The following is an 18,542-nucleotide window of genomic DNA, read 5'->3' as shown; positions in this document are numbered from 1 at the left end:
ACGAGCGGTGCGACAGGGCTGTTGATGTGACGTGGTGTTGGAGGTACGGGAAATGGCCAAGGCGTTGATCGTCGTCGACGTGCAGAACGACTTCTGCGAGGGCGGCGCGCTGGCGGTCGAGGGTGGCGCGGAAACGGCGGCCGCGATCTCCCGGCTGCTGGCGGAGTCGGACCACGATCACGTGGTGGCGACTCGGGACTACCACATCGACCCGGGCGAGCACTTCTCGGACGAGCCCGACTTCGTGACTTCCTGGCCGGTGCACTGCGTGGCGGCGACTCCGGGGGCCGCGTTCCACCCCGAACTGGACGTGGCTCCGATCGACGCGGTGTTCTCCAAGGGACAGTACAGCCACGGCTACTCCGGTTTCGAGGGCAACGGCCTGGCGGACTGGCTGGCCGCGCGGGACGTGCGGAAGGTCGACGTTGTCGGGCTGGCCACCGACCACTGCGTGCGTGCCACCGCGCTGGACTCGGCCGGCGCCGGGTTCGACACCCGAGTGATGCTGGGCCTGACAGCCGGGGTCGCGGCGGGGACCGTGCGCGAGGCGCTGCGACAGCTTCGCGAGGCCGGGGTCGAGCTGACCGGGGAGCCCGTGGTTCGCGGCGGGTAGTGCCCGGAGCCCGTGGCGGAACTCGGCACGACTCAGCCCCCGGTCGAGCGGCCGCGGGTGAGTAGGCGCCTCGGAGGGATGGGGCCGGTCGAGCGGCGATCACCAGTGGCGTCCCCGTGGACGGACACCGAACGGCGGCCCCGCGCGGGCGGAGGGCCGCGATGCCCGCGGCGCGCTGCGGTAACGTCGGTGACCGTGCCAGCATCCGTTCCGAACTGGTCCGTTCCCGACGTTTTCGAGCCCGACGGCACCGAGGAGCTGCCCCCGGAGTTGACGAGGAGCTCGGAACCGACTTCCGACACCCGCACCGCGGAATCCGCCGATGAGCCGCCGCGGCGAGACCTCACGAGCGGGTCGAGCGCGGACGGGACCGGACCGACCGCGAGCGGTGCGGAGCGACGGGCCGGAAAGGGCTCCGGCACGGGGAAGGGCGGCGGAACGGCGAAGGGCGCGGGGACGGCGGCTGCCGGGATCCGGACCGACGTCGAACCCGCCGATCTGTCCACATTGCTCTCCGTCGCGGTGGAGGCCGTCGGCGGCAGCGAGCGGGACGGCCAGACCGCGATGGCCGAGGCCGTCGGCAACGCGATCGAGTCCGGTGAGCACCTCGCGGTACAGGCGGGCACCGGCACGGGAAAGTCGCTCGCCTATCTGGTTCCCGCCATCCGGCACGCCGTCACCGCGCACACCACCGTGGTGGTTTCCACCGCGACTATCGCGCTGCAGCGTCAGCTGGTGGATCGTGACCTGCCCCGGCTGGCGGACGCGCTGGCGGACTCACTGGGGCGAAGGCCCACGTTCGCGATCCTCAAGGGCAGGCGCAACTACCTGTGCCTGAACCGGATACACGGCAACGCCCCCGACGAGCCGGACGAGGGGGCACTTTTCGACGCCTTCGCCGCGTCCTCGTTGGAGCGCGAGGTACGACGGGTGCACGACTGGGCCTCGGACACCGAGACCGGGGATCGCGACGAACTCGTGCCCGGCGTCTCGGAGCGGGCCTGGCGGCAGGTCTCGGTCACCGGCAACGAATGTCTCGGCGCGCACCGCTGCCCGGTGGGCTCGGACTGCTTCGCCGAGCAGGCACGCGACGAGGCCGGACGCGCCGACGTCGTGGTCACCAACCACGCGTTGCTGGCCATCGACGCGCTCGACGACCGCCCGGTGCTGCCGGAGCACGACATGGTGGTCGTGGACGAGGCGCACGAGCTGGTCGACCGGGTGACCACCGCGGCGGGTGGCGAGCTGTCGGGCAACGCGATCAAGCAGGCGGCCCGCAAGTGCGGTCGCGCCGTGGAGGAGGAGATCGCGGATCGGCTCAACGAGGCCGGTGAGGGACTCGAATTCGTACTGGGCGAGGCCGAGCCCGGTCGGTTGGGCGAGCCGTCCCGCCAACTGTCCGCCGCGCTGTCCGGGATCCGCGACGCGGCGGCGGCCTGCGTGAACGCGCTGGGGCCCGAACAGCGCGAGGACGTGGAGTCGGGCAGCGCACGCAAGCTGGCGCTGGCACCGACCCAGGAGATCCAGGACACGGCGATCCGGCTGTTGGACGCGTTCGAGGAACCGGAGCGGGACCGACGCGACGTGATCTGGATCAGCGCGGAGAACAACCGGCCGCCCTCGTTGAAAGTGGCACCGCTGGGCGTGGGCGGACTGCTGCGGGAACGACTGTTCGGGCAGCGCACCACGGTGCTGACCTCGGCCACGCTGGCGTTGGGGGGTTCGTTCGACACGTTGGCCTCGCAGTGGGGACTGCCGCCGCAGCGGGAGGCGAGACCGGCCACCGACACCGCGACCGCGCAGGAGCCGCCCTCGGACGACTCGGAACCGAGTTGGGTGGGGCTCGACGTGGGCTCACCGTTCGACTACCCGCGCAGCGGCATCCTGTACGTGGCGCGGCACCTGCCGAAACCCGGGCGTGACGGACTCCCGGATGCCTATCTGGACGAACTCACGGAGCTGGTGACCGCGGCTGGTGGGCGCACCCTGGGACTGTTCTCGTCGATGCGCGCCGCACGGCAGGCCAGTGAACAGCTGCGGGAACGACTGTCCACTCCGGTGCTGTGCCAAGGGGAGGACAGCACCTCGCAGCTGGTCGGCTCGTTCGCCGCGGACCCGGCGACCAGTCTGTTCGGCACGTTGTCGCTGTGGCAGGGCGTGGACGTTCCCGGTCAGTCGTTGCAGTTGGTGGTGATGGACCGCATCCCGTTCCCCCGACCGGACGATCCGCTCGCCTCGGCTCGGCAACAGGCGATCTCGGCACGCGGGGGCAACGGTTTCATCACAGTGGCGGGAACGCACGCCGCGCTGCTGCTTGCGCAGGGGGCCGGCAGGTTGCTGCGCTCGGCGGACGATCGCGGGGTCATCGCGATACTGGATCCCCGGTTGAGCACGGCACGCTACGGCGGGTTCCTGCGCGCCTCGCTGCCGCCGTTCTGGAACACCGAGAACCCCGAGGTGGTGCGCGGGGCACTGCGGCGCCTGGACGAGGCGGCGGGCTGATCGGGGACTCGCCGGGCGGCGAGCCCGTACGGGCCCGTGGCGGAGCCCGGCGCTCGAACTCCGCCACCGGGCTCGTTCACCTGCCGACCTCGGAAAAGCTCCTGTCGCGTTCTTGCTGGCGTTCGGACTGCTCAGGCACCTCCGGATGCGTGTACTCCTCCAACCGCATGGCCGCACCGAGCGCGAAGAACGTCGGGGCCCACTCCCCGATGAAAATTCCCCACCTGTCCGCTCGCGCCAGGTTCTCCCCTCGCAGCCCGCGGGAGGCTCCCCAGGAGATGATCGCTAAGAGTATCGAGGCCATCCCCGCACCGAACATCTTGTCCGAGTCCATTCCGTATTTACGCAACATCGAAAGCACGGCGCCACCTTTCGGATCACACCCACTCCCCCACGGCTGGGAGACGCCCCACAGCCGGGGATCCGGGCACATTTCGGGACACCCCCCGGATTTCCTCTTTGAGTCTTCGTAAACCCGGCGATGCCGACACACGGGGATCGCTTGTGGTCCGCTTCACAGCGGGGAGCGTCGATTTCGCGCGAAATCGACACCGCCCGGTTGTGGGAACCCCACAACGCGAGGCGATCTTTTCTGTAATCGGGCCGGAGCCGGTTAGGTTTGCGCCGCTTCCGTCAGCCGATCGGCGGAAGCCTCACCGGAACGAGCGGGGGCCAGCTGCCCCCGGTTCGGGTGAGCCGTTCCCCGATCGTTCGCACAGGAGAGCAGCGTGTCCGATTCCGCCCCCTCGCGGTCCGCCTCCCCGAGTCCCGTCTCCGAACAACGCGGCCGGCCCGCGGCCGATCTGGCCCGGATCGTGGTGTTCGCCGCGTTCACCGCCGTGCTGGGCACCTTCCCCGGCATCTACCTCGCGGGCTCGGCGGTGCCGATCGTGCTGCAGAACACGGGGCCGCTGCTGTGCGGCAGCCTGCTGGGCGCTCGCCGCGGCACGGCCTCGGTGGCGCTGTTCCTGGGGCTGGTGGCACTCGGGCTGCCGCTGCTGTCCGGCGGGCGCGGCGGGATCGCGCCCTTCGTCGGCCCGAGCGCGGGCTTCCTGTTCGGCTGGATCCTCTCGGCGCTCGTGGTGGGACTGATCGTGTTCCTCGTCCGCAAACCCACGCTGCCGGTGCTGCTGCTGGCCAACCTGGCGGGCATCACCGTGGATTACCTGGTCGGGCTGCCGGTCATGGCCGCTGCCATGGGCGACTTCCGCGCGGCCGGAATCGCCATGCTCGGCTACGTCCCGGGTGATCTCGCCAAGGTCGTGCTGGTGTCGCTGGTGGCCGTCGCCGTGCACCGCGCCTTCCCGAACGCCACACCGCGCCGGGAGCGCACGGCCCGATGACGTCCCCGACACCGTCGCTGCCCCCGACGCCGTCACCGCGGCGGCGCCGTCCCGACAGCTCGGAGTCGAGCCCCGGCCCGGCCCTGCCACCGATCCTCGCGGGTGGCATCCCGCGCACCGTTCGCTCCCCGGAGGGAGAGCTCACGGGCACGGAACTGGTCCGCGGCGCGCACTCGGCCGCCGCCGAGCTGGCGGCGGCGGGCGCCGGGCCGAACAGTCGCGTGTTCGTCGAAGCCGATCGGGACCCGACGGTCCGGCTGGCCCGGCTGCTGGGCGCCGATCTGCTGGGCTCGGCCACGCTGCTGGCCGATCCGGGGTGGAGCGGCACCGAACGAGCGGGTGTGCTGCGCGAGGCCGCACCGGACGTGTTCGCGAGCGGTCCCCTCCCCGAACCGGGCGGTACGGTCCTGCCGGACGGCGACGGCGCGAGCCTGTTCTACCTGCCCACCACCTCGGGAAGCACAGGCCGTGCGCGGGTGCTGGCCCGCACCCGGCGTTCCTGGTGGTACAGCTTCGAGGCCTTCGACGTCGGGATCACCGGACGGGACACGGTGCTGATCCCCGGCCCGCCGAGTTCCTCGCTGTTCCTGTTCGGCGCACTGCACGCGATGCACCTCGGCTGTGAGGTGGAGCTGTCGCGGCGCTGGTCCGTCGAAGAGGCCGCAGAGGCGTGCGCCAGAGCCACCGCCGTGCACCTGGTGCCCTCGATGCTGGCCGCGCTGCTGGCGGTGCTGGAACGTGAGCCGCGACTGCTCGCCGCGTGCCGGGTGCGGAGGTTCGTGTGCGGCGGGGCGAAACCCGACGAGGAACTCCGGCAGCGGCTGGGCGAGCTGCTGCCCGACTGCGAACTCGTGGAGTACTACGGCTCGGCCGAGCACTCCGTGGTGGCGCTGCGCGGCGCGGACGGATTGCTGCACCCGGCCGAGCACGTCGAGGTCCGGATCGGCGATTCGACCGATACGACCGGCGACGGCACCGACCCCGGCACGCTGTGGGTTCGCTCCCCGCTGAGCTTCAGCGGCTGCCTGGATTCGGGCGTGCTGCGCGCCGTCGAACCGGGTTTCCACAGCGTGGGGGATCTCGCGACGGGCTCGCACCGGGACGGTTTCCGGGTGCTGGGCAGGGGGTCGACGACGATCGAGACCGGCGGCAGGCTCGTAACCGCGGAGGAGGTGGAGAACGTGTTGCGCACCGCGCCGGGGGTGTTCGACGTGGTTGTGGTTCCCACCCCGCATCCCCGGTTCGGTTCGCTGGTCACCGCCGTGATCGAACCCGAGTCGGCGGGCGCTGTGGACCTCGCCGGGCTGCGCCAGCTGGCGCGGGACTCGCTCGGCAGCGCACAACGGCCCCGACGCTGGCTCTCGGTGGAAGAGCTGCCGCGCACCCCCACCGGGAAACCCGCGCGCGGCACGGTGCGCGAGCGGGTGGCGTCCGGGGAGCTACGCCCCGAGGTGCCGCGATGAGCGCTGCTGTCCCCGATCCGCTGACCCCGGTGGTGGTCGCCGGGCGCCGCAGCCCGATCGGTACCGCTGGTGGCTCGCTGCGCGACGTCGAACTCGACCGGCTGGCGGGAGCGACCACCTCGGCGGTGTTCGACGACGCCGGGTTCGAGCGGGTCGACGAGGTGCTGCTGGGAAACACCCGCGGTCCCGGCGGCAACCCGGCACGCGTGGCCGCGCTGCGCGCCGGGCTCGGTCCGGAGACCCCAGGGATGACGGTGGACCGGCAGTGCGCCTCCGGGTTGAGCACGATCGTGACCGCCGCCCGGCTGGTTTCGGCCGGTGTCGGAGAGCGCTACCTGGCGGGCGGCGCGGAGAGCGCATCGACCGCGCCCTGGCGTGCCTGGCGACCGCGCGACGTCACCGACCCTCCACGGTTCTACACCCGGGCACCGTTCGCTCCGCCGGACGTCGGCGATCCCGATATGGGGCCCGCGGCCGACCTGGTCGCGGCCGAGGCGGGGATCACGCGGCAGCGGCAGGACGAGTTCGCCGCGCGCAGCCACCGGCGTGCCTCGGCGGCGCGGGAGGACGGGCGGTTCGAAGCCGAGCTGGTCGGTATGACCGGCGTTCGGCACGACGAGCGACCGCGTACCGGGTTCGACGTCCGACGACTCGCCCGCTTCCCACCGGCCTTCACCAGCGGCGGCACGGCCACGGCCGCGAACTCCTGCGGCATCGCCGACGGAGCCGCGATGGTGGCGGTGACCAGCGAGCGCCTGCGGCGCGAGCGCGGGCTGCCGGGGTTGCGGCTGCTGGACGCGGAGATCGTGGGCACCGACCCGAACCGACTGGGCACAGCGGCTGTTCCCGCGATGGACGCCGTGCTGCGGCGACAGCGGCGCCTTCCGGAGGTGGTGGAGTTCACCGAGGCGTTCGCGGGGCAGGTGCTGGCGTGCCTGGACGCCGTGGGGCTGGACGAGCGGCTGGTGAGCCCGGAAGGTGGTGCGATCGCGCTCGGGCACCCCTGGGCGGCCTCCGGTGCGGTGCTGGTGGTGCGGCTGTTCCACCGGATGCTGCACCACGGAGAATCGGTGGGCATGGCCGCGCTGTCCTCCGGTGGCGGTCTGGGGATCGCGACGATGTGGGAACTGGTTCGTTGAGTAGCGGATCGCGGGGCGATCCGGGGATGCGGAGGATCGGTTGATCGAGTTCGACGGAGTGGGTCACTCCTACGGCGAGCACGCGGTGCTCGACGACGTCCGGTTGCGGCTGGACGAGCGCAGGGTGGCCTTCGTCGGGGCCAACGGGTCGGGCAAGTCCACCCTCGCACGGACGATCAACGGGCTGGTGCTGCCGAGCAGTGGGCGGGTGCTGGTGGACGGGTCGGATCCCGCGAAAGCGGGCAACCGCGTACGCAGCCGGGTGGGGTTCGTGTTCACCAACCCGGATTCGCAGATAGTCATGCCCACGGCGGGTGAGGACGTCGCCTTCTCGCTGCGCGGGAAGGGGCTCTCCAAGGCGGAGCGGGAGCGCAGGGCCGCCGAGGCGCTGGCCGAGCACGGCCTGGCGGGTTATGCCGACCATCCGGCCCAGCAGCTCTCCGGTGGGCAGAAACAGCTGCTCGCGCTGTGCGCGATGCTGGTGCTGGAACCCGACGTGCTGGTCTGCGACGAGCCCACCACGTTGCTGGACCTGCGCAACAAGCGCCGGTTCGTCGAACGGCTGCGCGGTCTCGAACAGCAGATCGTGCTGGTGACCCACGACCTGGAGCTGCTGGACGATTTCGACCGGGTGGTGGTGCTCGACGAGGGACGTGTGGTCGCCGACGACGAGCCCCGAGCGGCGCTGCGGTACTACCGGGAGCTGGTGGCATGAGCCATGTGATCGGCCTCTACCAGCCCGGCCGGAGCCCGCTGCACCGACTGCCGGCGGGATGGAAGTTCCTCGGGTTGCTGGTGTTCGCGGCCCTGGTCGTGGTGTTCGACCGTCCGTGGCAGCTCGCCGGGTTCGCCGGGGTGGTCTGCGCCGGGTACGCCGTGGCACGGATCCGCCCCGGTCTGGTGCTGCGCACCATGCGCACGGTGCTGGTACTGCTGGGAGTCGTTTTCGCGTTGCAGTGGTGGCTGCTGGGGGTGGAGAGCGCGGTGGTGGTGTGTCTGCGATTGCTGGTGGCCATCGGGGCGGCCAATCTGTTCACGCTCACCACGAGGGTCGACGACCTGGTAGCGGCGATCGAGCGAGCGGCGTCCCCGCTGCGCCGGTTGGGGGTGCGCCCGGAGATGTTGGGGCTGCTGGTGGGGCTGACCATTCAGGCGGTGGGAGCGCTGTCGGTGATCGCGCGGCAGACCCGTGAGGCCCAGCGGGCGCGCGACGCGAGCCGTTCGGTCGCGGCGTTCGCGGTTCCCTTCCTGATCCGCACGCTGCGGCACGCCGACGAGCTCGGGGAGGCCCTGGCCGCTCGTGGGGTCGGTGACGAGTCCGGAAGTGACGCCGTGCCGAGTCCGGCTTCCCGGGCTGAGTAGTCCTCCCCCGCTTCGGGGTCGGTCTCCGGGTGGATGACCTTTCCCGTCGTGCTGTCGGGAGCGGAGTCAACGTTCTGTCAGTCTCGTGTCAATCCCGGCGACTAGCTTCGCGGACCGAAACCTCGTCGGCTCCGGGAGGCTCTGGTGAGTGAAAGGTTCAGGAACAAGAGCGCACTGGTGGTGGGCGCGTCCCGAGGCATCGGTTTCGCCACCGCCAGGGACATCGCGGCCGAGGGTGGTTCCGTCGCTATCACGGGGCGGAACGAGGAGACACTCACCGAGGCGGCGCGACTGATCAAGGAGGAAACCGGCACCGCCGTACTGCCCGTGGTGGGGCACGCCCGCCGTGACGAGGAGCGCCGGGCCACGGTCGAGACGGCGACGGCGGAACTCGGGAAGCTGGACGTACTCGTCTACACGACGGCGACGAACATTTCCAGAAACGCTCCGGTACTCGAACTCGATCCCGAGGTCATGCGCAAGGAGTACGACCTCAACGTGGTGGCCGCTCTCGAGTACGCGAAGCTGGCCTATTGGTCGAGCATGCGTGACAACGGCGGTTCGGTGGTACTGCTCAGCTCCATAGCCGCCTTCGGCAACGTCCGCCTACCCGTCTACTCGATGACCAAGAGCGCGCTGGAAGTGCTGCGGCAGCACCTGGCCGACCAGCTCGCCCCCGCCGTGAGGGTGAACAGCGTCGCCCCCGGCTTCGTCGACACCGCGTTCGCCGAGAAGCTGCAACGACTCCCGAAGGAACAGGTCAACGCGTCGTACCCCCTGGGCAGGCAAGGGGCCCCCGAGGACGTCGCACGGGCGATAGTCTTCCTCGCCTCGGACGAGGCCGAGTGGATCACCGGCACCACCCTCGTGGTGGACGGCGGCAAGGGCACGCAGCCCTACCGGCACGACCTGCCGCACGTCGAGGTGGGAAGCGTGCTGCACTGAGCGTGGACCGATCGCCGTTCGCCCGACGATCGGCAACGCGTTCAGCTCTCCGCTTCGACCGCGTGCGACCACTGGGCCAGCACGGTCACGGTCCCCGGGTCGATCTCGGTGAATCCGGCGTCCCGCACAGCGGCCACCCCGCGATCACGCCAGGCGGCGGCGGGGTCGTCACCGGGCAGCAGTCGCAGCCAGGTGTCGGTGTCCGGGGTGCGGACGGCGCAGGGGAAACCGGCTTCGTGCCAGCGGCGCAGTTCGCTCGCGGCTTGCTCGCCGGCGGCGTCGGAGCGGCCCGCGTCCCCCCGCAGCAACGCGGCCAGGATCATGGTGGCGTGGCCGACCTGGGCGGCCGCCTTTCCCGCCGTCATTTCGACGTGCGGGTTCAACCACAGCACCGGGCTCCCGTCCCCGGCGGGCTCCGGCTCGTCACCGGGAAGGTCGCTGCCGGAGATCTGCAACCGGGTCAGTTCCCGCGGCATGTCGGCCACCCGGGCGGGCAGCAGCGCACGCGCCTCGGCCCCCGCGACGTCGACCGTGATGCCGGGGAGTTCCGCCACGGCCCGCCAGTGGGAGCCACGGGCGCGGCGGGTGACCTTGCGGATCCGCCCGTCGACCCAGCCGGAGACGGCCTCGTACCACGGACCGCCCGGCTCGCTGCGCTGATCGAGGCACACCGCCACGGCGGCCGCGGCCGAGGCCTCGAGCAGCGCGGTGCGAACCGGCGGCGTGTCGCGCTCGATGCGCAGCACCACCGGCATCAGCACGACGTTGTCGGGATCCTCCTCGGAGGTGTCGGCCGTGGCACGAGCGGGCATCGACAGCCAGGAGGCGTAGCGGTCGGTCAGCGGCCGGAGCACCGCAGCGTACTCACTCACGGAACCGATTGTCCCTCCGGGAGTTCGACCGGCTCCCGCTCCCGCACCCGGATGTTGCCCAGCCAGGCGACCAGCATCGCGGCGAGGGCGATGCAGATCGTCATGACCACCAGGTACAGCGCCACCCCGTCGACACCTCCCGCCGTGCCGGGCCGCAGGAAGGGATAGGGGAACCACCCCGTCACCGCACCGCGCACCAGCGAGTAGACGACGTAGACCAGCGGAACGGTCAACCAGGCGAACGCGCTCGTGTAGCGGATCCGCACGCGGGGCCGGACCAGCAGCCAGTCCACGAACATCACCACCGGCATGACGTGGTGCATAACAGTGTTCACCCAGGGCAGCGAGTCGCCGCCGTCGAGTAGCAACGCGAAGACGGTTCCCGTCGTGGCCATGTAGACGGTCATGCCCCCGCGCAACCACTCGAGAACGGCGCGGCCGTCACGGCCGGGAGCCGCCCCGAGACGAATCAGCAGTGCTCCCGCCGCGATGTTGCTCAGGATGGTGAAGTAGCTGAAGAAGTTCACCGGCGAGAAGTCCGGCAACGCCAGGTCCGCGACGAACTGTCTGCCGACGGCGATCAACGCCAGCGCGCCGAGCAGAATCCGCGGCAGACGTACGGGCCACGCCCGGCTGGACAGCATCGAGTCGTACACCTCACGTTTCCAACGGAACCCGCGCGACGAATCCGTCCTCGGCATCTGCGGCCTCGACCTCGGCCCTGGTGACACCGAGCACGAACAGCACGGCATCGAGGAACGGGTGCGACAGCGCGGTGTCGGCCACCTCACGCAGCGCGGGCTTGGCGTTGAACGCCACACCCAGCCCCGCCGTGGCGAGCATGTCCATGTCGTTGGCGCCGTCACCGACCGCCACGCACTGCGACAGCGGAACGTCGTAGGACTCCGCGAACCGCTTCAGCGCGCTGGCCTTGCCGCCCCGGTCGACGATCTCGCCGACGACACGTCCGGTGAGTTTACCGTCCACCACTTCCAGGTCGTTGGCAGCACTGAAGTCCAGCCCCAGATCGTCGACCAGGTGGTCGATGATCCTGGTGAAACCGCCGGAGACCACACCGGTGTGGTAGCCGAGCCGCCGCAGGGTGCGCACGGTGGTGCGGGCGCCGGGGGTCAGCTGCAGTTCCCGGCCGACCTCGTCGAGCACCGACGCGGGCAGCCCCTCCAGCACCGCCACCCTGCGACGCAGCGACTCGGAGAAGTCCACCTCGCCGCGCATGGCCTGCTCGGTGACCTTGCGGACCTCCTCCTCGCGGCCCGCCTTGGCGGCGAGCATCTCGATGACCTCGCCCTGCACCAGCGTGGAGTCGACGTCGAATACCACGAGTCGCTTGGCGCGCCGGGCCAGCCCGGTGCGCTCCACCGCGACGTCGACACCGATCCCCGCGGAGAGGTCGGTCATCTCGGAGGTGAGCATCTCGTCGGTCTGCTCGCCGGTCTCGGCGGCGGTGACGTGCAGCTGCAGCCCGGTCACCGGATAGTCCGCCACCCGCTGGATGGAATCGATGTTGACATCGACCTCGGCGAGCTTGCGGGCCACCTCGGAGAAGCTGCGTGCCGAGACCGGCTGGCCGAGCACGGTGACGACGTGGGTGGAGCCGAGCTTGTCGGCCTCGCCGTCCTCGGCGTCGATCTCGACCTCGACGACCATGCCGACGGTGGCCATGGCCTGTTCGACGGATTCCTGCAACTGCTCGGGATCGTGTTCGGTCGCCACGAGCACACCGAGAACCAGTCGCCCGCGGATCACGACCTGCTCGACATCGAGCACATCCACTCCGTGCCTGGTCAGCGCGGCGAACAACACCGAGGTGACCCCGGGCTTGTCGCGGCCTGTCACGGTCATCAGCACGGTGGTGGGATTTGACGTGGTCACGACTGACGGCACTCCCTCGATATTCGACTCCGGGATCCACCCTACGGGGTTCGGAAACCGGTTCCGAACAATAAGAGCCCCGGACCGATCGGTGGGCCGACCGGCCGGGGCTCCCCGTCGAGCGGGATTACCGTGACACACCCGCACGGGGTGTCGTTAGGTCGAATATCACTTCTCGTCGAGCTTGCGGGCCTCACCCGAGTCGCCGCCGTGGCCCGACTCACCGGAGGCACCCGCGTGGGCCAGCGGCTTGCCGGAGAGACCGACGTGGCTCTCCACCCGCATCCGATCGGCCATGTGCGGGTAGTGCAGTTCGAAGGCGGGACGCTCGGAACGGATCCGGGGCAGCTCGGTGAAGTTGTGCCGCGGCGGCGGGCAGGAGGTCGCCCACTCCAGCGAGTTCCCGTAGCCCCACGGGTCGTCGACGTTGGCGAGTTCGCCGTACCGGTAGCTCTTGAACACGTTCCACAGGAACGGCAGCATCGAGGCTCCCAGCAGGAACGCGCCCGCCGTCGAGATGGTGTTGAGCGTGGTGAACCCGTCACCGGGCAGGTAGTCGGCGTAGCGCCGGGGCATCCCCTCGTTCCCCAGCCAGTGCTGCACCAGGAACGTGGCGTGGAAGCCGATGAAGGTCAGCCAGAAGTGCACCTTGCCCAGCCGCTCGTCCATCATCCGGCCGGTCATCTTGGGGAACCAGAAGTAGATTCCCGCGAAGGTGGCGAACACGATCGTGCCGTAGAGCACGTAGTGGAAGTGCGCGACCACGAAGTAGGTGTCCGAGACGTGGAAGTCGATCGGCGGCGCGGCCAGCAGCACACCGGTCAGCCCACCGAACAGGAAGGTCACCAGGAAGCCGATCGAGAAGATCATCGGTGTCTCGAAGGTGATCTGCCCGCGCCACATGGTGCCGATCCAGTTGAAGAACTTCATACCGGTGGGCACCGCGATCAGGAACGTGGTGAAGGCGAAGAACGGCAGCAGCACCGCGCCGGTCGCGTACATGTGGTGGGCCCAGACGACCACCGACAGCGCGGCGATACCCAGCGTCGCGTAGATCAGGCCGGTGTAGCCGAACAGCGGCTTGCGGGAGAACACCGGGAAGATCTCGGTGACGATCCCGAAGAACGGCAGCGCGACGATGTAGACCTCGGGGTGACCGAAGAACCAGAACAGGTGCTGCCAGAGGATCACCCCGCCGTTGGCCGGGTCGAACACGTGGGCACCGAGGTGCCGGTCGGCCAGCAGCCCGAACAGCGCGGCGGTCAGGATCGGGAACGCCATCAGGATCAGCACGCTGGTGACCAGGATGTTCCACGTGAAGATCGGCATCCGCCACATCGTCATGCCGGGCGCGCGCATGCAGACCACCGTGGTGACCATGTTGACGCCACCGAGGATCGTTCCCAGACCGGACACGAGCAGGCCGGAGATCCACAGGTCGGCACCGATACCGGGGGAGTGCACGGGGTCGGACAGCGGGGTGTAGGCGAACCAGCCGAAGTCGGCGGCACCGCCCGGCGCGAGGAAACCGCTGATCACGGTCAGCCCGCCGAACAGGTAGAGCCAGTAGGAGAACGAGTTCAGCCTGGGAAAGGCCACATCCGGCGCGCCGATCTGCAGCGGCAGGATGTAGTTGGCGAACCCGAACAGGATCGGTGTGGCGTACAACAGCAGCATGATCGTGCCGTGCATGGTGAACAGCTGGTTGTACTGCTCCTGCGACAGGAACTGCATCCCCGGGACCGCGAGCTCACCGCGGATCAGCATGGCCATCAGGCCACCGACCAGGAAGAATCCCATCGATGTGACCAGATAGAGGATGCCGATCTGCTTGGGATCGGTGGTACGCAGCAGTCCCAGCAGTGTGGATCCCTTGGACGTGTTGCGCACCGGATAGGGGCGCGAAGTGATCGGCTCTGGCGCGACGGCCGTCACGGTGCCTCCTGCACTGCCTCGAAGACGTTGTCGGCCCCGACCACGGGACCGCCCGGCCCGTTCGGGCCGGTTAACCCTGATGGCAGCGTCGCAACCGATGTCGGTTCGACTCGCTCCCCGATGATCGATTCGATGACTGCCATCTGCGGATATTAGTCCCGGCGCTCAGCTCAGCTACGTCCGGGCTGTAGTCACTCTATTCATCACCCTCGCCGAGGGCACCGAAGGTGAGATCCACGCGACAACGACGAGTGGGCGCCGGAGCGGCGAACGCGCCCACGGGAAGCCCGTGGCGGAGCGCAGCGCCCCTCGGGGACCACCTGTACGGATCACCCTGAAGGCACCCCTTAAGCTGGCACGTGGTCGCCTGTTCGGTCAGGCGGGCCGCTGGACCCAGCGGGTTGAAGGCTCCGCAGGCGTGTCGGTTGTACGCAGCACCCGACCCGCCCGGGGAAGGATCGGTATTTCCGGAGGCGAGGAAACGGTGCGCAAGAGCACGATCATCGGCGTCCTTGGGGCCGCGGTCCTGGCACTGACCGGCTGCTCGCCGAACTACGAGGAACCGAGCGACATGCAGCCGGGCGCGGGCACTCCGCCGCCACCGAGCGCGATCATGCCCGCCGAGGACTCCGGCAGCGGCGACGAGACGACGCAGGTCAACACCGACCTGGAGTTCGCCGAGCAGATGGTCGCCCATCACGAGTCGGAGACGCAGCTGCTGGAAGTGGCGATCAAGAACGCGCCCGACGAACGGGTCGTGGAGTTCGCCGAGCAGCTCGAACAGCAGCACGGTCCGCGGCTCGAGGAGATCAGGAGCTGGTTGCGGGAACGCGGCGAGGGCGAGGTCACGCCCGGGGAGGTCGGCACGGGCGAGGACTCGCAGATGCCTGGAACCGACGTCTCCGGCGAGCTCACCGAGCTCGAGGAGGTCCAGCAGAGCAGTTTCGACTCGCTGTGGCTCAAGTCGATGATCGACCACCACGAGGCCGTGGTCGAGATGGCCCGCACCGAGATCGACAAGGGCTCGAACGAGGAGATGAAGTCGATCGCCACGGCGATCCTGGACTCCCGCACCACCGAGCTCGACGAGCTGCGACAGCTGCGGGAAAACCTCTGATCCCGAACCGGCCGCCCGCCCCGCTCGAGGTGCGATGAACCGGATCCGGTGACCGGACGGCTCCACGCCCGGAGGCCTCCCCGGCCACCGGTCTTCCCGGCCACCGGGCAGGCTGTCACGGGGTGGGGCGGAGCCCTCGGCGAATCTCGCCGACCTCCCACCACTCGCACTGCTGCACGTGGCGGTACTGGTACGGCCGTACCAGACGTTAGCCTTCGGTACGACCCGAAACCGGTTCGAGGAGTACGAGCCGGTTCGCCGTCGTCACACGGAGGACAACGTTGGCCGAGAACCTGATCTTCGACGCCGACGACACGTTGTGGGAGAACAACGTGCTGTTCGAACGCGCGGTGGAAGTGTTCATCGACCACTTGGCGCATCCCGAGCTCTCCCGGCACCAGGTGCGGGAACAGCTGGACGAGATCGAGCGGATCAACTGCCGGATTCACGGCTACGGCGTGGACAGCTTCGAGCGCAGCCTGCTGGACTGCCTGCGGCACCTGCGCGAGGAAGAGGTTTCCGAGGCGGATCACGCCGAACTGCGCAGGGCCTGCGCACCGATCCGGGAACAACGGGTCGAGCTGATCGACGGGGTCGAGGAAACGCTGCGGGAACTGTCACTGCGGCACGACCTCTACCTGCTCACCAAGGGCGAGACCGACGAGCAGACCGGCAAGATCAAGACGTCCGGACTGGGCGAGCTGTTCTCCGACACCACGGTGGTGCCGGAGAAGGACACCGCCACCTACGAACGGTTCGTCACCGAACGTGGACTGGACGTCTCGCGGACCTGGATGATCGGCAACTCACCACGTTCGGACATCTGGCCCGCACTGCACGCGGGGTTGAACGCGGTGCTGGTGCCGCACCCCATGACCTGGGGACTGGAAATGCGTGAGCTGCCGGAGCGGCGCCCCGGCTTCCACACGGTCGATCCGTTCTCCCGCCTCAACGAGCACTTCTAGCGGAGTCGAGTACCCGCGCTCATTTTCGCCGTCCTCGCCGCATCCGGACGCCACCGAGCACGATCGAGGCCAGCCCGATGAGCGCGGTTATCGGCCCGAGCACGGCCCAAAGGGTCACCCCGGTCATCGGGCTTCCACCGAGCACTCCCACGCCCTGCAACGTCCAGATCACACCGAGCACGAGCAGCAGCGCTCCCACGAGGGACGAAAGTGAAGCGCGCAACGAGGACCTCCGGAATCCGACGGATCGATGATTGGTGTCCCGGGTGATTCGTGGCCGGACGAGTCCGGGATCGGTCGCGGTGAACGCGATCTCACGAACTCGTTCCCCTTTACTTTACGAGCGAGTAACCTACTATGGGTAACCCGGCTGTGGGCTTGTCGTCCCACCGCCGGCAGGCCGGTTCGAGAGCAGGGAGGCCCCATGCCCATGTCGATGTCGGGCAAAGCAGTCGCCATCACGGGTGCCGCACGTGGCATCGGTGCTCAGACCGCACGGGATCTGGTACGCAAGGGGGCACGAGTGGCCCTGATCGGACTGGAACCCGACGAGCTGGCTTCGGTGGCCGACGAGCTCGGCACCGGCCACCCGTGGTTCGAGGCCGACGTCACCGACCCCGAGTCGATCAAGACGGCCATCGACGAGAGCGCACGACAGCTGGGCGGCATCGACGTGGTCATGGCCAACGCGGGCGTGGCTCCCTTCGGGACCGTGCGCGACCACGACCCACGGGCGTTCACCAAGACGGTGGATGTGAACCTCAACGGGGTGTTCCACACCGCTCGTGCGGCCTTACCTCACCTGGTGGAACGGCGGGGATACCTGCTGGTGGTCTCCTCGCTGTCGGCGTTCGCCCCGATCGGCGGCATGGCCGCCTACACCGCGAGCAAGGCCGGTTCCGAGGCGCTGGCCAGCGCCCTGAGTTCCGAAGTCGGCCACCTGGGAGTCGCCGTGGGAAGCGCGCATCCCTCCTGGATCGACACGGACCTGGTTCGTGATGCCTCGGCGGATCTGCCGAGTTTCCGCGCCATGCGGGCGAAACTGCCCTGGCCGATGCATTCGACCACCAACGTCGCCGACTGCTCCCGGGCGCTCGTGGCGGGCATGGAACGCCGCGCCAGGCGCGTCTACGTTCCCAGGTCGGTCATGCTGATGCACTGGTTGCGGAACCTGCCCGCCTCGCGGCTGGTGGAACGGCTGATGTTGCCGACAGTGCGGAAGCTGCTACCGCAGATGGAGGCGGAGGTCGCCGAGCTGGGGCGGGGTTTCAGTTCCCGCAACGACAAACTCCAGGGGAAATGAGGTATCCCGGTGCGGCTTTCGTAGCCGGTTCCGTGGCGGAACCTCCGGCGGCGGTGCCGGCTGCGAGGGTGGCCGGAGTTCGCCCCGCGCCGAAGCGGCCCGGCGATTTCGCGAGAAATTGGCACCTATAGTGCCGAAGGCGCGTCAATTTCTCGCGAAATCGCCGCCGCCGACGGTTCCGCCAAGCGACCAGCTACGGCGACCGAGCCGATACCGTGCGGCGCGAAGCGTGCTACGAACGCTTGCGCCGGAACAACATGGTCAGCGGGTCGTACCTCCGGTCGGCCAGGCGTTCCTTGAGCGGGATGAGCGCGTTGTCGGTGATCCCGATGTGCTCCGGGCACACTTCGGTGCAGCACTTGGTGATGTTGCAGAGCCCGAGCCCGTGGTCGCCCCTCGCCTCCTCCGGACGGTCGCCGCCCTTCTCCTGGTGCGAGTCCAGCGGGTGCATCTCCAGCTCGGCGACCCGCATCAGGAACCTCGGCCCCGAGAACGCCTCCTTGTTCTCCGAGTGATCGCGGATCACGTGGCAGGTGTCCTGGCACAGGAAGCACTCGATGCACTTGCGGAACTCCTGGGAACGCTCCACGTCCCGCTGTTGCATCCGGTACTCCCCCGGCTCCAACCCCTCGGGTGGGCTGAAAGCGGGCACCTCACGGGCCTTGACGTAGTTGTACGAGACGTCACAGACGAGATCCTTGATCACCGGAAAGGCCCGCATCGGGGTGACCGTTATGGTCTCGTCGGTGTCGAACAGCGACAGCCTGGTCATGCAGGTGAGCCGCGGCCTGCCGTTGACCTCGGCCGAGCAGGAACCGCACTTGCCCGCCTTGCAGTTCCAGCGCACCGCCAGGTCCGGACACTGGGTGGCCTGCAGTCGGTGCAGCAGGTCGAGCACCACCTCACCTTCCTCCGCGTCGACCTCGTAGTCCCGCAGCTCGCCGGAATCGGCGTCACCGCGCCACACGCGCAGTCGCGCCCGGTATCCCATTTCCACAGTCCCTTCCACGACACTCACCGAAAGCCCGCACTCGCAGCACGCTCGGGCCGGGACGAGAACCGTGCGAGAGGTTCCGCCACGTCCCGACGA

At 69.3% G+C, this 18,542-nt stretch carries 19 protein-coding genes; 11 read left to right on the top strand and 8 right to left on the bottom strand.

The window, feature by feature from the left end; genetic code table 11:
• The first annotated feature begins 52 nt into the window (after nucleotides 1-52).
• The gene (locus BM150_RS21550) at nucleotides 53-613 is read left to right on the top strand and encodes a nicotinamidase (RefSeq protein WP_092929560.1); all 561 of its coding nucleotides are present in this window, start codon (nucleotides 53-55) and stop codon (nucleotides 611-613) included.
• A gap of 195 nt (nucleotides 614-808) precedes the next feature.
• Nucleotides 809-3,115 carry an ATP-dependent DNA helicase gene (locus tag BM150_RS21545; protein ID WP_281243741.1) on the top strand — a complete coding sequence of 769 codons (2,307 nt, stop codon included), beginning with the start codon at nucleotides 809-811 and terminating at the stop codon, nucleotides 3,113-3,115.
• 76 nt (nucleotides 3,116-3,191) lie between these two features.
• Here the strand turns inward: BM150_RS21545 and BM150_RS21540 are convergent, their stop codons facing one another.
• Nucleotides 3,192-3,467, bottom strand: coding sequence for a hypothetical protein (locus tag BM150_RS21540; protein WP_245755659.1), 276 nt, complete (start codon nucleotides 3,465-3,467; stop codon nucleotides 3,192-3,194).
• 451 nt (nucleotides 3,468-3,918) lie between these two features.
• Between BM150_RS21540 and BM150_RS21535 the strand changes: the two genes are divergently transcribed.
• The 6 genes from BM150_RS21535 to BM150_RS21510 all read left to right on the top strand — a co-directional run bounded on the left by BM150_RS21535 (nucleotide 3,919) and on the right by BM150_RS21510 (nucleotide 9,367).
• Nucleotides 3,919-4,458, top strand: coding sequence for a biotin transporter BioY (locus BM150_RS21535; protein WP_425427438.1), 540 nt, complete (start codon nucleotides 3,919-3,921; stop codon nucleotides 4,456-4,458).
• Entirely contained in the window at nucleotides 4,455-5,921 is a 1,467-nt protein-coding gene (locus tag BM150_RS21530; RefSeq protein ID WP_092929475.1) for an AMP-binding protein, read from the top strand. The genes BM150_RS21535 and BM150_RS21530 overlap by 4 nt, the downstream gene beginning before the upstream one ends.
• Nucleotides 5,918-7,060, top strand: coding sequence for a thiolase family protein (locus BM150_RS21525; protein ID WP_092929474.1), 1,143 nt, complete (start codon nucleotides 5,918-5,920; stop codon nucleotides 7,058-7,060). The genes BM150_RS21530 and BM150_RS21525 overlap by 4 nt, the downstream gene beginning before the upstream one ends.
• A 40-nt stretch (nucleotides 7,061-7,100) precedes the next feature.
• Entirely contained in the window at nucleotides 7,101-7,775 is a 675-nt protein-coding gene (locus BM150_RS21520) for an energy-coupling factor ABC transporter ATP-binding protein (RefSeq protein WP_092929473.1), read from the top strand.
• Complete coding sequence (locus BM150_RS21515; protein WP_175496962.1) at nucleotides 7,772-8,422, top strand: energy-coupling factor transporter transmembrane component T family protein; 651 nt, start codon at nucleotides 7,772-7,774, stop codon at nucleotides 8,420-8,422. The genes BM150_RS21520 and BM150_RS21515 overlap by 4 nt, the downstream gene beginning before the upstream one ends.
• A gap of 144 nt (nucleotides 8,423-8,566) precedes the next feature.
• Entirely contained in the window at nucleotides 8,567-9,367 is an 801-nt protein-coding gene (locus tag BM150_RS21510; RefSeq protein WP_175496961.1) for an SDR family oxidoreductase, read from the top strand.
• 41 nt (nucleotides 9,368-9,408) lie between these two features.
• Here the strand turns inward: BM150_RS21510 and BM150_RS21505 are convergent, their stop codons facing one another.
• The 5 genes from BM150_RS21505 to BM150_RS24300 all read right to left on the bottom strand — a co-directional run bounded on the left by BM150_RS21505 (nucleotide 9,409) and on the right by BM150_RS24300 (nucleotide 14,210).
• On the bottom strand, nucleotides 9,409-10,179 hold the full coding sequence (locus BM150_RS21505; RefSeq protein WP_092929554.1) for a peptidyl-tRNA hydrolase: 771 nt from the start codon (nucleotides 10,177-10,179) through the stop codon (nucleotides 9,409-9,411).
• 56 nt (nucleotides 10,180-10,235) lie between these two features.
• The gene (locus tag BM150_RS21500; RefSeq protein ID WP_092929553.1) at nucleotides 10,236-10,883 is read right to left on the bottom strand and encodes a Pr6Pr family membrane protein; all 648 of its coding nucleotides are present in this window, start codon (nucleotides 10,881-10,883) and stop codon (nucleotides 10,236-10,238) included.
• 13 nt (nucleotides 10,884-10,896) lie between these two features.
• Nucleotides 10,897-12,132: a phosphoserine phosphatase SerB gene (gene serB / locus BM150_RS21495; RefSeq protein WP_092929469.1), complete on the bottom strand. Its 1,236-nt coding sequence runs from the start codon at nucleotides 12,130-12,132 to the stop codon at nucleotides 10,897-10,899.
• A 168-nt stretch (nucleotides 12,133-12,300) separates the two neighbouring features.
• Nucleotides 12,301-14,067 (bottom strand): aa3-type cytochrome oxidase subunit I, encoded by a 1,767-nt coding sequence (ctaD, locus tag BM150_RS21490; protein WP_092929467.1) that lies wholly within the window; start codon nucleotides 14,065-14,067, stop codon nucleotides 12,301-12,303.
• Nucleotides 14,064-14,210 carry a hypothetical protein gene (locus BM150_RS24300; RefSeq protein ID WP_175496960.1) on the bottom strand — a complete coding sequence of 49 codons (147 nt, stop codon included), beginning with the start codon at nucleotides 14,208-14,210 and terminating at the stop codon, nucleotides 14,064-14,066. The genes ctaD and BM150_RS24300 overlap by 4 nt, the downstream gene beginning before the upstream one ends.
• A gap of 275 nt (nucleotides 14,211-14,485) precedes the next feature.
• Between BM150_RS24300 and BM150_RS21485 the strand changes: the two genes are divergently transcribed.
• Both BM150_RS21485 and BM150_RS21480 read left to right on the top strand, forming a co-directional pair.
• Nucleotides 14,486-15,184 (top strand): DUF305 domain-containing protein, encoded by a 699-nt coding sequence (locus BM150_RS21485; protein ID WP_245755658.1) that lies wholly within the window; start codon nucleotides 14,486-14,488, stop codon nucleotides 15,182-15,184.
• Nucleotides 15,185-15,465: 281 nt separating this feature from the next.
• The gene (locus BM150_RS21480; RefSeq protein WP_092929465.1) at nucleotides 15,466-16,149 is read left to right on the top strand and encodes an HAD family hydrolase; all 684 of its coding nucleotides are present in this window, start codon (nucleotides 15,466-15,468) and stop codon (nucleotides 16,147-16,149) included.
• Nucleotides 16,150-16,168: 19 nt separating this feature from the next.
• On the opposite strand, the gene BM150_RS21475 is transcribed toward BM150_RS21480, so the two are convergent.
• Complete coding sequence (locus BM150_RS21475; protein ID WP_139219621.1) at nucleotides 16,169-16,462, bottom strand: DUF3040 domain-containing protein; 294 nt, start codon at nucleotides 16,460-16,462, stop codon at nucleotides 16,169-16,171.
• Nucleotides 16,463-16,579: 117 nt separating this feature from the next.
• Between BM150_RS21475 and BM150_RS21470 the strand changes: the two genes are divergently transcribed.
• Entirely contained in the window at nucleotides 16,580-17,452 is an 873-nt protein-coding gene (locus tag BM150_RS21470; protein WP_217641824.1) for an SDR family oxidoreductase, read from the top strand.
• A 232-nt stretch (nucleotides 17,453-17,684) separates the two neighbouring features.
• On the opposite strand, the gene BM150_RS21465 is transcribed toward BM150_RS21470, so the two are convergent.
• Entirely contained in the window at nucleotides 17,685-18,443 is a 759-nt protein-coding gene (locus BM150_RS21465) for a succinate dehydrogenase/fumarate reductase iron-sulfur subunit (RefSeq protein WP_092929459.1), read from the bottom strand.
• Nucleotides 18,444-18,542: the final 99 nt, after the last annotated feature.

Source organism: Actinopolyspora alba (assembly GCF_900112765.1).
Lineage (GTDB): Bacteria > Actinomycetota > Actinomycetes > Mycobacteriales > Pseudonocardiaceae > Actinopolyspora > Actinopolyspora alba.
The sequence above is the reverse complement of the archived record's forward strand: the minus strand, read 5'-3'. Positions and strand labels throughout refer to the sequence as shown.

Bases quoted from the DNA above. Each gene is read 5' to 3' on its own strand.
- BM150_RS21550 (WP_092929560.1), top strand. From the start codon at position 53: ATGGCCAAGGCGTTGATCGTCGTCGACGTGCAGAACGACTTCTGCGAG.
- BM150_RS21540 (WP_245755659.1), bottom strand. From the start codon at position 3,467: ATGTTGCGTAAATACGGAATGGACTCGGACAAGATGTTCGGTGCGGGG.
- BM150_RS21530 (WP_092929475.1), top strand. From the start codon at position 4,455: ATGACGTCCCCGACACCGTCGCTGCCCCCGACGCCGTCACCGCGGCGG.
- BM150_RS21525 (WP_092929474.1), top strand. From the start codon at position 5,918: ATGAGCGCTGCTGTCCCCGATCCGCTGACCCCGGTGGTGGTCGCCGGG.
- BM150_RS21515 (WP_175496962.1), top strand. From the start codon at position 7,772: ATGAGCCATGTGATCGGCCTCTACCAGCCCGGCCGGAGCCCGCTGCAC.
- BM150_RS21505 (WP_092929554.1), bottom strand. From the start codon at position 10,179: ATGCCCGCTCGTGCCACGGCCGACACCTCCGAGGAGGATCCCGACAAC.
- BM150_RS21500 (WP_092929553.1), bottom strand. From the start codon at position 10,883: ATGCTGTCCAGCCGGGCGTGGCCCGTACGTCTGCCGCGGATTCTGCTC.
- BM150_RS24300 (WP_175496960.1), bottom strand. From the start codon at position 14,210: ATGGCAGTCATCGAATCGATCATCGGGGAGCGAGTCGAACCGACATCG.
- BM150_RS21470 (WP_217641824.1), top strand. From the start codon at position 16,580: ATGTCGATGTCGGGCAAAGCAGTCGCCATCACGGGTGCCGCACGTGGC.
- BM150_RS21465 (WP_092929459.1), bottom strand. From the start codon at position 18,443: ATGGGATACCGGGCGCGACTGCGCGTGTGGCGCGGTGACGCCGATTCC.